At 36.1% G+C, this 14,285-nt stretch carries 14 protein-coding genes; 5 read left to right on the top strand and 9 right to left on the bottom strand.

Translation table 11 applies throughout. The features are described 5' to 3' along the window. Positions 1-128: 128 nt before the first annotated feature. The 4 genes from Q0940_RS07690 to Q0940_RS07705 form a co-directional block, all read right to left on the bottom strand. Entirely contained in the window at positions 129-1,322 is a 1,194-nt protein-coding gene (locus tag Q0940_RS07690; RefSeq protein ID WP_299266568.1) for an amino acid aminotransferase, read from the bottom strand. 17 nt (positions 1,323-1,339) lie between these two features. Next, on the bottom strand, positions 1,340-1,978 hold the full coding sequence (locus Q0940_RS07695; protein ID WP_299266571.1) for a GAF domain-containing protein: 639 nt from the start codon (positions 1,976-1,978) through the stop codon (positions 1,340-1,342). A 270-nt stretch (positions 1,979-2,248) separates the two neighbouring features. Then, positions 2,249-3,919, bottom strand: a complete 1,671-nt coding sequence (locus Q0940_RS07700; protein ID WP_299266574.1) for a fused response regulator/phosphatase — start codon at positions 3,917-3,919, stop codon at positions 2,249-2,251. A 2-nt stretch (positions 3,920-3,921) separates the two neighbouring features. Beyond that, positions 3,922-4,227, bottom strand: coding sequence for an STAS domain-containing protein (locus tag Q0940_RS07705; protein WP_299266577.1), 306 nt, complete (start codon positions 4,225-4,227; stop codon positions 3,922-3,924). Positions 4,228-4,424: 197 nt separating this feature from the next. On the opposite strand from Q0940_RS07705, the gene Q0940_RS07710 reads away from it, so the two are divergent. The 3 genes from Q0940_RS07710 (at position 4,425) to Q0940_RS07720 (ending at position 6,385) form a co-directional block, all read left to right on the top strand. Continuing rightward, positions 4,425-4,769, top strand: a complete 345-nt coding sequence (locus tag Q0940_RS07710) for a stress response translation initiation inhibitor YciH (protein WP_299266580.1) — start codon at positions 4,425-4,427, stop codon at positions 4,767-4,769. A 27-nt stretch (positions 4,770-4,796) separates the two neighbouring features. Further along, a complete protein-coding gene (locus tag Q0940_RS07715) occupies positions 4,797-5,600 on the top strand; it encodes a response regulator (RefSeq protein WP_299266583.1) in 804 nt (267 codons plus the stop codon). Positions 5,601-5,770: 170 nt separating this feature from the next. Next, positions 5,771-6,385, top strand: coding sequence for an FKBP-type peptidyl-prolyl cis-trans isomerase (locus Q0940_RS07720; RefSeq protein WP_299266586.1), 615 nt, complete (start codon positions 5,771-5,773; stop codon positions 6,383-6,385). Between the two features lie 110 nt (positions 6,386-6,495). On the opposite strand, the gene Q0940_RS07725 is transcribed toward Q0940_RS07720, so the two are convergent. The 4 genes from Q0940_RS07725 to Q0940_RS07740 all read right to left on the bottom strand — a co-directional run bounded on the left by Q0940_RS07725 (position 6,496) and on the right by Q0940_RS07740 (position 10,018). After that, positions 6,496-8,037, bottom strand: coding sequence for an aminotransferase class V-fold PLP-dependent enzyme (locus Q0940_RS07725; protein WP_299266589.1), 1,542 nt, complete (start codon positions 8,035-8,037; stop codon positions 6,496-6,498). A gap of 153 nt (positions 8,038-8,190) precedes the next feature. Then, positions 8,191-8,649, bottom strand: a complete 459-nt coding sequence (locus tag Q0940_RS07730) for an Lrp/AsnC family transcriptional regulator (RefSeq protein WP_299266592.1) — start codon at positions 8,647-8,649, stop codon at positions 8,191-8,193. 150 nt (positions 8,650-8,799) lie between these two features. Next, positions 8,800-9,510: a DUF3379 family protein gene (locus Q0940_RS07735; protein WP_299266597.1), complete on the bottom strand. Its 711-nt coding sequence runs from the start codon at positions 9,508-9,510 to the stop codon at positions 8,800-8,802. Continuing rightward, positions 9,503-10,018 (bottom strand): sigma-70 family RNA polymerase sigma factor, encoded by a 516-nt coding sequence (locus Q0940_RS07740; protein WP_299266600.1) that lies wholly within the window; start codon positions 10,016-10,018, stop codon positions 9,503-9,505. Before Q0940_RS07740 ends, Q0940_RS07735 begins: the two co-directional genes overlap by 8 nt. A 97-nt stretch (positions 10,019-10,115) precedes the next feature. On the opposite strand from Q0940_RS07740, the gene Q0940_RS07745 reads away from it, so the two are divergent. Together Q0940_RS07745 and Q0940_RS07750 are read left to right on the top strand one after the other, a co-directional pair. Further along, complete coding sequence (locus tag Q0940_RS07745) at positions 10,116-11,915, top strand: GNAT family N-acyltransferase (protein WP_299266602.1); 1,800 nt, start codon at positions 10,116-10,118, stop codon at positions 11,913-11,915. Between the two features lie 312 nt (positions 11,916-12,227). Continuing rightward, entirely contained in the window at positions 12,228-12,953 is a 726-nt protein-coding gene (locus tag Q0940_RS07750; protein WP_299266605.1) for a 1-acyl-sn-glycerol-3-phosphate acyltransferase, read from the top strand. Positions 12,954-13,068: 115 nt separating this feature from the next. Here Q0940_RS07750 and Q0940_RS07755 read toward each other — a convergent pair whose 3' ends face one another. Further along, on the bottom strand, positions 13,069-14,229 hold the full coding sequence (locus Q0940_RS07755; RefSeq protein WP_299266938.1) for a chorismate mutase: 1,161 nt from the start codon (positions 14,227-14,229) through the stop codon (positions 13,069-13,071). Positions 14,230-14,285 lie beyond the last annotated feature (56 nt).

Here is a 14,285-nt window from a genome sequence, read left to right on the forward strand (position 1 = left end):
CTTAAGTTACAAACCATCCTTGAAGGCTATGAATTAGCAAAGTCTCTTGAATCTGACTTGTGATCAAGAGACAGCTAATTAGCGGCTTCTTTGTTTATGGCGATTAACTATAGCTGTTACTTAAGCACTTATTTAGTAAGTACTTTAGCTAATGACTCTGCAAGATAATCTGCGTTACTGTCATTTACACCCGCAATACTCACACGACTAGAGCCTACAATATAGATGCTGTAATCGGTTTTTAGAGTTGTGATAGATTCTTTATCTATTCCTAAAAATGAGAACATGCCATTTTGATTGGCAATAAAATCGAAATTTCCAGGTACGTTCTTTTCTTTAAATTTATTCACAACAAAGCTACGCAGACCATTAATACGAGTACGCATTTCATCTAATTCTGTGTGCCATAAAGATGTTAACTCTTGGCTGCTTAGAATAGTTGCAACTATGTCAGCCCCATGTGCCGGCGGCATAGAGTAGATAGCACGAACAACATTTAAAATCACACTAAAGGCAACTTCCGTTTTTGCAGAACTTGTTCCAAGTATGCTGATAGCACCAACACGGTCACGGTATAAACCAAAGTTTTTTGAACAAGAAGAACAAACTATCATTTCGTCAACTTGAGAAGCTAACAAACGTAAACCTGCAGCATCTTCGTTAAGACCATGACCAAAACCTTGGTACGCAGAGTCAACTAAAATAGTGAAACCTTGTTTCTTAGCAATATCAGCAACGGTTTGCCATTGTTGTATATTTAAGTCCATACCACTTGGGTTATGACAACAAGCGTGCAGTAATACGATATCGCCACTTGGTACTTTATTTAACACTTCAATGGTTTGGTCAAATTTAAGGCCCATAGTTTCAAAATCAAAATATGGGAATTTTTCAACTTGCAAACCGGCAGCGTTAAAAATACTGATGTGATTTGCCCATGTAGGATCTGTTACCCAGATTTTAGCACTTGGGTTACAACGAGCTATAAACTCAGCTGCAACTCGTAATGCGCCAGTACCACCAGGCGTTTGAGCCGTCTTTACTCGACCTGAATTTACCGCGTCACTTTCACCAAATAGTAAGTTAGTCATCAACTCATTAAATTTAACATCACCAGCCATACCTAAATAAGCTTTAGATTGTTCGTTGTTAAATCTGTACTCTTCCGCTTTTTTTACTGCCGCTAAAACTGGAGTATTACCTACTTCATTTTTATAAACGCCAACACTTAAATCGACTTTTTTAGGATTTGTATCGGCTTTATATTCCGTCATTAGGCCTAAGATCGGATCGGTAGGTACTGGCTGTAATTGATTAAACATGAGTTGTCTCTTCACTATTAGTGGGTTAATTTTTCAGATAGAAATTGGCAGGCGGCTTCAAATATTGCCTGCGTTTTTTCATCAAAACGGTCATTCTCAAAACATTCTGCGTCTATGATACCAAGTATTTTCTCTTGTGGATCAGAGCTTGTATTATTTTTATTAGAAATAATAGGCCAGCATAATTCACTTTTTACTTTTGGATCACAGGTATAATATTCTCCGCCAGCTTGGCGATATTGTTCCACATTATTTATTGTGCGCTTTTCGCCATAAAGTCCAACATAAGAATTGTTACTTAGGGTGGAAAATTCTTCTGATAAAGGAAATTCAGCACGACTTGGAACACCAAAATAACTCATTTTAGTGAGTACGGTGTCACCTTCATTATTGGTTCTTTTTAAGTAAATACCAAACCAGTCAACATTAGTATTGTGTAATACCCAATCGGTTACATTCTGCAACATAGGTAACAAAGCTAATTGGGCCTGTGATAACGTTTGTGATAAATTAAACGGAACTGGGTCTAGTTCACCAAATAGAGAACAAGTCCCACCTTCGCCTAATACAGGAACAGAGAACTCTAACCTAAGTTCAGGTTGCTTTTGTAAGCACCAATCGGTTAATTCATTATAAAGTGATTCGGATAATTTCAATTTAACACCTTTAGCCATCTAAACGTCCCTAATGCTATTGTTATTAAATACAGATGTAAATACTTTATTTTGATTTTACTAAAATAAAAATACAATTGACTAAAAGCTAGATAATATTGGCTTTTTATAAAGAAAAGGCATCAGGAAGGGGGGGAATGGAGGGATATACGATATTAAATCGAATTGCCATTGATTGTATTGTTGTCTAATTATTGTAGTGGATTTTAGTATCTTCAATAGAGTGTGTACTTTAGAAAAGTATACTTGTGTTTAACTCACGTTTAATTGATAACCTACTTTTACTTGATTACCAATCGCATTATATTCAACAGAAGATGCAATCTCTTGCAGTAAAATAAAGCCTCTACCATGGGCATCTTCATTATCTAGCTCTGATTTTTTTGCATCGACATTAAAGCCTGCGCCACTGTCAGTTACAGTAAAATAAAGTGAAGTTTGTTCAGGAACATAATTAACTTCAATGGTTATATGACCAGAGGTTAACTTATTTAATAAATCATCTCTTTGTGCATAATAATCAATAAAACCATCGTCGGAGTCTTTAATGCTCGAGGATAACTCTAATAAACCATGTTCAAGTGCATTGTTGTAAGCTTCAGATAACAATAAATATAACGTGGATCTGTGTTCTTCCGCACCTTTCATCAATGTGACCATATCAATGACCTCTAATACAGGATCGGATGTTCTAATCGCTTCGGCATCGACAGTTAATGAAAATGAGTGGGGCAATTTCGAGTAACTATACTGGTTTTGATCTAAATTAGAGTTAACTTCATCACAACGTAAAGACAATATTGAAATATCATCATCTTGCTCAACGCCACCCGAGAAGTAGTTTAATTCATCAATGATGTTGGGGATTTCTTGGTAATGAGGCTGTTTTAACAATTCAGTTAAACGCTCATAGCCAAACATTTCACCATTTTCATCCATTATTTCTACTAAGCCATCAGTAAATACAATGAGTTGCTCTTGTTTAGCTACTGAGTAGTTCATCGATGCTGCATCAAATTCATCTTGCTCTAATATACCAAGTGCCATATGTTGAGATTCAATAGTTGTAAATTGATCATTTTGATTGTCAATTAGGTACATGTCAGGCGTACCACCTGTCCATACTGACAGGCTTTTACCCATGTTATTTAGCTCAATAATGCTGGCGGCGCAAAACATATCGTCAGGAAGTAGCTTTAATAAAATATCATTAATTTGTATTGCTATATCACCAACCGATAATCCCTTTTGCACCATGGAGTAAAAACTACTTGAAACCGGTAGAGTACCAACTGCAGCAGCAAGACCATGACCGGTGAAATCGCCCATCATTATGTAAAGATTTCCTGTCGGCCCTAACTCGACCAACATAATGTCACCGTTAAACATAGATGCAGGAGAAAGGTGGAAATCTAACAAGTGAGGCGCTTTGTAATTACCTTCAAATGCTCGTTGAAAAATATGCTCAACTATTTCATGTTCGCGTTCAGTTTTAAGGCGATAAAAGTCGAGTTGTTTTTTTTGTTCGAAAGCTTTTTGGCTTAAATCTCTAATTCGAGCATGAGCTTTGATTTTTGCATGCAGGATCACACGTTCAAAGGGTTTGCTAAGAAAGTCATCACCGCCAACATCTAGACAGCGTGTTAAGCTATCTTGATCTTCTAAAGCGGTAATAAATATAACTGGTAAATAGACTTCACCAGCGAGCTCTTTTAGCAGAGGCGCTGTTTCATAGCCATCTAAATAAGGCATAACAACGTCTAGAAGAACCAGATCGGGTTTCTCTTTTTTATAAACATCAAGGGCTTCTAGGCCATTGTTGGCAAGCACAACGTCAAAGCCATCATGCTTTAACATATGCTGTAGTAAGTGCCGGTTTAGTTCTAAGTCGTCAACAATTAGAACTTTGAATGCAGGGTTCAAGATTAATCGATATCAAACTTTTTATCAAAACGTGATATCTGCAGAATTTTTTTAATCTGAGGTTTACAGTTTGATATTTTAATATTGTTTACTCGGCCAGATAATGTTTTTTGCATGTTAAGTAACATACCTAATGCAGAACTATCCATATATTCAGTTTCACGTAGGTCAACAATAATAGTGTCTATACTTCCTTCTATCGCGGAATAAGCACTTCTGAAGTCTTGTACAAAATTAAAGTCGAATTTACCTTTAACTTCTATTGTCACTGTTTGTCCGTCCGCAGACGTAGAGGTTTTTAAGCTCATTAAATATCTCCTAGGTTTATTGAAAAATAAAATGTTCAATACAAAATATTTCATATTGGATTTATTAATCCAATCAAAGATTAATGCCCGATCGATAAAAAATCCAGTTTAATTATAGTTATTTAACAGATATTCTAGAAAAATGTTTTACTGTTTGGTAAGTTTGGGCATTATTGATAGAAAATAAGAATTAAGTTATGTCTAATTGGCAAGATAAATTGAGTACCTTAGTTTACTCTACCGATGGCGGTAAGATTGATAACAAACCTGAGGCTCCAACTACATTAGGCGAGGGATTTAAAGACGGAGTTATCAAACTCACACGTCAGACTAAAGGTCGTAAAGGAAAGGGCGTGATTGTTATTGAAGGAATAGTTTTACCGACAAATGAATTTAAACAAATGGCTCAAAAGATTAAAAAGAAATGTGGAACTGGTGGTGCTGTAAAAGAAAATACCATAGAAATTCAAGGTGATGATCGCGAAAAAGTGAAAAGTGTGCTTGAATCATTAGGATACGTTTGTAAATTAGCTGGCGGTTAGTCAGTTTATAAAAAAGAGAATATCTATATGTCAGAATTGACGCCGGCAGATTTAGCCATCTTGTTAGTAGAACCTTCTACCACGCAACAAAAAATTATAATAAATCTACTTAACAGTGAAAATGTTACCCACATTAAAATAGCAGATAGTGTTGAAAGTGCTATTGCATCTATTAAGTTGTCCGCACCAGATTTAGTAGCAAGTGCAATGCACTTCACTGATGGAACGGCATTAGACCTAGTTAAATCGTTAAAAAATGATCCTATGACTGAAGATGTTCCTTTTATGTTAGTTTCTAGTGAGCATAGAAAAGAGCAATTGGAAGAGTTTAGACAATCAGGTGTTGTAGCTATACTACCTAAGCCTTTTACTCATGATCATTTAGCTAAAGCTATTCACTCCACATTAGACTTATTAAGTGAAAGTGAACTCGATTTAGAAAGTTTTGATGTGCATGAAATTAGAGTGCTCGTTGTAGATGACAGTAAAATGGCACGTAACTTTGTATCTCGTGTTTTACGTAGCTTAGGCATTGAGCGCATAACCGAAGCAACGGATGGTTCTGAGGCGATAGAGATCATTAAAGAGAATACATTCGATCTTGTGGTGACAGACTACAATATGCCAGAAGTTAACGGTAAAGAATTGACTGAATATATTCGTAATAAAAGTGAGCAATCTCACATTCCAGTATTAATGGTAAGTTCAGAGTCTAATGAAGCGCATTTATCCAATATCGAGCAGTCAGGTGTTAATGCTATGTGTGATAAACCATTCGAAACTGAAAATGTAAAACGTATTTTATATAATCTGTTTGAAGGCGAAAGTTAGTTTTAGCTATTGTTAAGCCAATTATAACAACAGGAGCTTTTGCTCCTGTTTTTTGTTTCTGAATACTAGAAACGTTAACAGAGCCTAATAAAAGCCGCCAAATCTAATTTTATCTATGTTAATATCGCTGCCTTATTTTATTATCCCATCAAAATGAAGAGTGAGTATTTATGTCTCAGTTTACTACTGTTGAACAACAAGCTAGTTACGGTATTGGCCGTCAAATCGGTGACCAAGTCGCCAGCAACCCTTTCGAAGGTTTAGACGCAAACGCAGTTGCACAAGGTGTAACGGATGCGCTAAACGGAACTGAGTATGCAGTAGACGTTGAAGATCTACGTGCAGCATTTGGTGTTATCAATGAAAGAATGCAAGCTGAAGGTGCTGAAAAAGCAAAATTAGCATCTGCAGAAGGTCAAAAATTCTTAGATGAAAATGCGAAACGTGCTGAAGTAACGGTAACTGAATCTGGTTTACAGTACGAAATATTAACAGCTGGTGAAGGCGAAAAACCAACTGCAGCTAGTACTGTAAAAACGCATTACCACGGTACATTAATCGACGGCACTGTTTTTGATAGTTCATATGAACGTGGTCAACCTGCTGAATTCCCAATTAGTGGCGTTATCGCTGGTTGGACTGAAGCATTACAACTTATGCCTGTTGGTTCAAAATGGCGTTTAGCTATTCCATATGAATTAGCTTATGGTGAGCAGGGTGCTGGTGGTGCAATCGGTCCATTCCAAACATTAGTATTTGATGTTGAATTATTAGAAATTCTTTAATTTATTAACTGATAATAAAAAAGGAGCTTAGGCTCCTTTTTTTGTTGTTAATTGGCACAATAGTTAACTCTCTTACACACTAAAGATAAGTTTTTTACTTCAATAAATAACTAGCTAATTAATCTTTTCCACCAAGTACTTGCTGTTCCAACTACAGATAACTCAGATCCTAAATTTCCTACATTACTTTCTTGCATAGGGTCAAAGTCAGCCAAGGTAACAAAACGTGTGGTTTGTGAGTTTGGCTTGTAATCGCCTGACAGTAAATCAAATTGATACTCGCTCGCCCACTGTTGCGCATTGTCGATAACTTGTTTCAGTGAGTCCACAACGTACTGTGCTTCGGCGTTTGTTGTTGTTGGGTGCAAAGACAATCTTACCCAACCCGGTTTATCCGTTAAGTCACCATTATCAATTTTATTAGTAATTGAACCTGACATACCTTTGCTGACATTAAGCAATATATGCCCATATGTTCCAGCGCAGCTACAGCCCCCACGTGATTGAATGCCGAATTTATCGTTGAGCAATCGGACTATCAAATTGTAATGTAAGCTTGGGGCATAAAAAGACACTATGCATAAACGTTCTTTAATATCTTTTTCTAGGATCTCAACACCAGGAATTCTATTTATCCCTGACATCAATATATTAGTCAGTTCACTTTCTCTGCCTTGGATATTCTCGGTGCCCATTTTTTCTTTTAGTTTTATCGCTAAGCCAACTTTAATGGTTTGTAGAAAACCTGGTGTACCACCATCTTCACGAGTTTCTATATCATCAAAGAAGCCTTGTTCACCCCAAGGGTTAGTCCAACTTACTGTACCGCCTCCGGGTTGATCGGGCACTTTATTCACATATAAGGTTTTATCAAAAATCAAGACACCAGAGCTACCAGGACCGCCTAAAAATTTATGCGGAGAAAAGAAGATGGCATCTAATTTTTTTTCAGGATCTTCCGGATGCATATCAATGTCGACATAAGGTGCTGAGCAAGCAAAATCGACAAAACAAATACCACCATGCTGATGCATTATTTTGGCTAACGCGTGATAGTCTGTTTTTATACCTGTCACATTACTGCAAGCTGTAAAAGAGCCAATTTTCATTGGTCTAGTTGCATATTCGGCTAAGCGTTGTTTTAAATCATCTTCGCAAGGTTTGCCGTTGGGGCCTTTTTTTATAACTACAACAGTAACATTACAGGCATTCCAAGTTGTTTGGTTTGAGTGGTGTTCCATGTGAGTGATAAAAACGACAGGTTTAAGTTCTTCTGATAGGTCACATTGCTTATGAAATTGTTCTGGTACTCGTAACCCCAACATCCGTTGTAACTTGTTAATAACGGTTGTCATACCTGAACCTGAACAGATCAAAGCGTCATTATTATCTGCATTGACGTGTTTCTTAATGATCTGTTGAGCATCATGATAGGCCTGTGTCATGGTACTACCGGTTAAATTTGTTTCGGTATGAGTGTTAGCGACATAAGGACCTAACTGATTTGTTAAAAAATCTTCAATAGGCTGGTATAAACGACCACTGGCAGTCCAATCGGCATAAATTATTTTTTGTGCAATGCCATTAATATTATGTGATAAATCTTGGCCGATAATGTGTTTACGGAAAGTTGAAAAATAGCGTTCTAACATGTTTATTACCTAAAGAATTCGATAGAGAGATTATGTTGATTTTTTAGGGAATTATTTTGCGTAATATAAATTAGAATTGATGTGGGTGAAAAATTTAACTACATATTATTAATTAAGTGGTTAAATTTTTCGTGTTTTTATATTCAAGTAGATTTAACAATGAGTTAATGGAATTTCTGTCGAATATTTCATTTGTTCCATTGCAAAGCTTGAGCTTACATCAGAGAAACCAGCTTGGCTGATTAGTTTTTTGTAAAACTGATCGTAAGCTGCCATGTCAGGCACTAGCACTTTTAACAAATAGTCCGTATCACCACTCATACGATAAAACTCAGTTACTTCAGGTGAGCCGCTGGCAAAATGATTAACAGAATCTACCCATTCAGGATTATGCTGATTGGTTTTTAAATTAACAAAGACAGTTAAACCGACATTTAGTTGCTTAGAGTCGAGTAAAGCAACACGTTTACGAATAACGCCAGTTTTTTCTAAATGTTGAATACGTCGCCAGCAAGGGGTTTGGCTTAAACCAACATGCTCAGAAATCTCAGCTAACGAAAGAGAGCTGTTTTGTTGTAATAGCGATAAAATATGTTTATCAAAACTATCCATATAGTATTCCTCACTCCCATATTAAAATATATATCTAATAGGAGGGTTAAAATCGATGGTGATTTCTAAAAAATTGTTTTGTTGTAAAATAATACACCCTAATGTTAATCAATACATTAGGGTGTGTTAAAAATTAACTAACAGTAGGAATTAAAACGTTGTCCATTGAAACGATTGGCTTAATTCTTTTGCCCAACTTTTATTTGGATCATCTTTGTGAGTAATAATTAATAGTTGATTATCATTCACTTCAATGGATTCACCATTATAATTTTGATCAGAGAAGTATGGCGTTTGCTCTAATCCTGATTCTTTAGGGATAAGAAAAATAGTCACTGGGTATTTGTCACCTTGTATGACCATATGTAAGCTTTTTATCCGGCCAAAATAACAAGTGCCTGCAAACGATACTTTTGGAAATGCGTTTATGAATTGGGCACCATAACCAGACAACTTAGTATTAAGTTGTTGGAGGCTATAATGATTATCATCGTGTGAATGGACTATTTCTGCAGCGTTATGAGCTAGAGCATATTCACCAACCGTGTCAAAGCTATTTCCTAAGCCCATTCTCGTCGAGACGATTCCAACACAAAATAGGATAGAGGCCGCAAGCGCTAAATAGACTTTAGTATGTTTTTTTGGACTTTTTTGAGTGTCCATTGATTGTGATAATAGAATTCGTTCAGCTAAGTTATCAGGCACTTTTATATTCAAAGCACTATTTAGTTTTGCATCAAATTTCTTCATTTCACATTTGAATTTTGCTTTTGCCTTATCATCATTACAGGCATCAATAATATCTTGAGCGTTATCATGTGGATTGGCATAAATGCGTTTTCGAAAAGTTAAATCATCCATTTTCGATCCCCCTGTATTGTTCTTTTGCTTCTAGTGCTTCTTTCAATTGATTTCTTGCTCTGAATAGTCGAGTCATAACCGTATTTTTATTTAATTCAAGAATGCCCGATATCTCTTCACCTGAAAAACCACCAATTACTTGTAACATCAGAGGTTCTCTATATTCAGGCTCAAGTTCGGTGATCTTGCGTCGTAATAAATGATTTTCAACTTCTTGCTCAGATCCAACTGAAATGGTATCTGGTACAAAAGTATCTTCAATATCAACAAGATCAAATTGCTTTCGTTCAAACCGACGAGCATTCTCTCTGCGCAAAATAGTTATTAACCACGCTTTTGCAGCACCTTGATCCTTTAAAGACTCTAAAGAACGCCAAGCGCGCAAAAATGTTTCTTGTACTAAATCCTCAGCAACGTGCGGATCCCGGCACAGCCAAACACCATAGCGATATAAGTCATCGCTATATGCTCTAACCAATGCTTCATATTTCATTTGTTTTGTTTTCATGCTTAAAGAGACCCGAGTAGGTCGAAAAAAATTTCCCATAAGTTAATTCAAACGTTAAATTAGACAGATATCTAGAATAGCTTATACCCAAGGTAAAATGACAAAAATAAAATCTCACATTAGCTTAGGCAGTATTTTAAAACCTAAGAGCCCTTTGTTTAAAAGACTTGTGCCTATAATTGATAGAGTTATGGGGGTACATAAAGTAAACAAATTTTATGATGATGGACAATTATCTGGAACATCTACCGCTGAATTTTCTCAACGATTTTTTGATACTTTGGAAATAAATATTTCTGTTTCCGATAATTTAGCTGAAAAAGTACCCAATCAAGGAAGTTTAATTGTGGTGGCAAATCATCCTTTTGGTTGCGTGGAAGGGGTCGGACTTGCTCAAAAATTAAAAGAAGTAAGGCCGGATGTAAAAGTGTTAGCCAATAATGCTTTGTCTATGTTCACTGAAATCAGTGAATATTTTATATTTATCAATCCGTTGTCATCAAATGATCCCAGAAACGGTAAAGCACTAAGAGAATGTAAACAACACTTAAATTCAGGTGGTGTTTTACTTATTTTCCCAGCAGGAAAAGTCAGTTACTACCGACCTGAAAAACAACGTATTTGCGATGATGTTTGGAATAGACTTCCTGCTAATTTAGCAAAATCGACAAAATCTCCAGTATTACCTATTTTTATTGAAGGCCATAATAGCCAGTTATTTATTACCTTAGGGCGTATTTATTATCGTTTTAAACTCATTATGTTATTTAGAGAAATGCTTAAACATAAAGGTAAGCCGATAAACTTACATGTGGGTAATGTATTACCCAGTAAATTACTGACTAAGTTCGAACATGTTTCACATTTGAATGAATACTTACGAGTACAGACTTACTTGTTAGATCCAAACTACAAGCAATCTTGGCATGATAATAACGAGGTGAATCTAGACAAAGTAATATCACCGATAGCAGAAACAGTAATGGCTGAAATAATGCCCCAGGTAGATAAAACCAAACTTAAATTAGAAATAGACTTGTTACCTGAAGCTCAGCATTTAGTGGATTATAAAACGTTTTCTGTCTATTACGGTAAACGAGAGCAAATGCCTTTAGTTGTAAAAGAGATCACTCGATTACGCGAAATAGTATTTCGTCAATACGACGAAGGCTCTGGTGAAGAGTGCGATACCGATGAATTTGATGATACCTATTTACACCTGTTTATTTATAACCAAACTGACGGTGAAATCATTGGTGCTTACCGTATGGGGCAATCAGACGTGTTATTAAAAGATGGCGATATCAACAAACTGTATTTAGCTAAGATGTTTGATTTCGCGCCGGAGTTTATTAATCAGCAGCAGCCGTGTTTAGAAATGGGACGTTCGTTTTTAGTGCCAGAACATCAAAAAACCTTTTACGGTTTATTTTTATTATGGCGAGGAATAGGTGAATTTGTAGTCAGAAACCCACAGTATCGAACATTATATGGCACTGTGTCATTGAGTAAGTTATACACACCATTGAGTGTTCATTGCATAAATAAACTGGCAACGACACCAAGTGAAAAAGTAGTGGCAAAGGTAGCTTTTGAACATAAAGACAATCCAGAGTTGATTGACTTTATTCAGTCTGAACATGGAAATAAAAGCGTTTCTTCATCGTCGAGCTTATCTTCACTAATTATGGGAATTGAACCAGATGGTAAAGATGTGCCCGTTTTAATGAAGCATTATCAAAGGATGGGGGCACGTTTTTATTGCGTTGGTATAGATAAAAGCTTTAACGATACCCCCGGTTTATTGTTAAGTGTCGACTTGCCTAAGGCTCCAGAAAAAGCATTGAAACAATATTTAGCAGAAGGTAAAGATGCATATTTAGATAGGGCCTGTTGAACTTTTAAGTATGAATTTTGTTCAATTTAAGGCGTACTGCTTATGTACCTTACCCACAGGCGTGTAGGTAACAAAAAGTAAAATGGTTGATTGAATCCTTCGGACAGCGTTTGTTTGGAATTAATACTGCGTCATCACATGATTTATGTAGAACAACTACACTTCACATGTACTGACTTGTCTAAATACCAAACAATTCGCTGCAAAAATAAACTCAAAAATTCAAAAGGCCCCATTCTCCATTTGCAAAAAAAAGCTGAGTAAGTTTAAATACGCCGCTCAAATTTCACAATAAAATTTAAAGGTAGGTTAATGCGAGCTAATCGTTTTGCCCAAATATTCAGTTTTCTTGTTATGTGTATTATTAAAGTACTAACCGTTATCTTTTATCGATTTGAAGTTAAGTGGTTAAGTGACAAAAACATAAAACAATTAGATGACGTGAAATTAGTTGTATTGTTAAATCATACTAGTTTGTATGAAGCTTTGTTTGTTCGCTTAGCCCCATTTTCTTTTTTATGGCGTATTGCGCGCAACATGATGGTTCCCGTTGCCGACGTTACAACAAAAAGACCATTGGTCGGTATGTTTTTTCATGCTCTAGTGCCTGGTGTTGTACCAATTAGTCGTAAGCGTGATGCATCATGGAATAACTTTTTAGAACAAATAAATGAAGAATCAATTGTGGCTATTTTGCCAGAAGGGCGAATGCGTAGACATGACGGTTTTGATAAACACGGTAAGCCTATGTCGGTCAGAGCAGGCGTTGCCGATATTATTGAACAGATAAAAACCGGTGATATTTTATTTGTTTACAGCGGTGGTTTACATCATGTCCAAGTGCCAGGACAACGATTTCCAAAATTATTTAAAAAAATAAAAACTCATATGGAAATTGTCAGTGTTGACGATTATAAAGATGCTTTATATCACCCAGAGGTTAGAAACAGAAAAGTGGCATTTGTCCGAGATATCCAAAGCCGATTAGATGAATTAACACCTTACTGTGAAAGCCAGCCTTATAATAAAGAAAAGTAAGCTAACTTTTGGTAATGAATGGTTAAATGTAGCTAATTGATGTTAAAAAGGCTTATTAAATAATAAGCCTTTTTGCTTTTTATTCGTTTTTTTACAGCATTTATAATGCTGAGTTTTAATCAATCTTTACTCTTGCTGCCTGAACATCTTCACTAGGGTAACAACCTAATACCTTCAAGTAAGGCGTTAACTCTCTTAAGTCATCGATAGCATTGGTAAGATTTTCATCTTGTAAGTTAGCATGTACATCGACATAAAACATTTCTTCCCAAGGATTACCTGTAATTGGACGAGACTCCAATTTACACATATTTACATCATGTTGTTTTAATACAATTAAAGCATCAACCAATGCACCAGGTTTTTGTTCTGTGGACATTATCCAAGTTGTTTTTGCTGGAATTTGAGTAGAAACCGACACTTCTTTTGGCGCTAATACAATAAAACGACTGTAGTTTTCTTTTTGATTAGCAAGGGCTTCAGCAATAACATGTAAACCATAAAGCCTCGCGCCTTCGCCACTTCCTAAAGCTGCTAGCTCGCCCGTTGTATCATTTTTAACTTGTTCAAATGCCGCAGAAGAGGCTTCACAATATTCAATTTCTACGTCATGGAATTGATTTAAGTAGTTGCTGCATTGTGCATAAACTTGTGGATGCGCAAATAACTTTTTGATTTTTTCTGGTTTTGTATCAACCGCCGCTACCATGCAATGATTTACCGGATGTGTCAGTTCTCCGACTATGGACAAGCTCGTATGCTGCAGCAGGTCGTAAACTTCATTGATACTGCCTGATGATGTATTCTCTATTGGTAAAATACCGTGGTCGGCTTTACCTTGCTCGACAGTATCAATTATTTCATTAAAGCTAGTGCAACCAAGTTGCTTTAATTCAGACTGGTGTCTAGAGAAGTATTTTTGCGTTGCCAAGTCGCTATACGAACCTTGACTACCTAAATAAGCCACACGGTTAATTGGTAATTGGCTGGAGGCCGCATTGGCGTGTTTTTGCAATAGAGCTTGCTGATGTAAAACTGAGTCTTCAATAATGGTTTGGAATACTTGTTTTACATAATAGCCATCTAAACTCAGTGATTTACCTTTGTTGATTAATTCAATCAACATTTGTTCTTCTCGTTTTATATCTCTAACGGGTTTATTCTGATTTATTTTTGTTTCTGCTACTAAGTGAGAAATACGGCGACGTTTGGCTAATAAGTTTATTAACTCGCTGTCTATTTCATTTATGTCTTGTCTTAATTCGGATAATTCAATCACTTGTTAGCCTTAGTCATTTAACTTGCATAAAAAAACCTTCCGTGTGGAAGGTC

Source organism: uncultured Psychrosphaera sp., assembly GCF_947500655.1.
GTDB lineage: Bacteria > Pseudomonadota > Gammaproteobacteria > Enterobacterales > Alteromonadaceae > Psychrosphaera.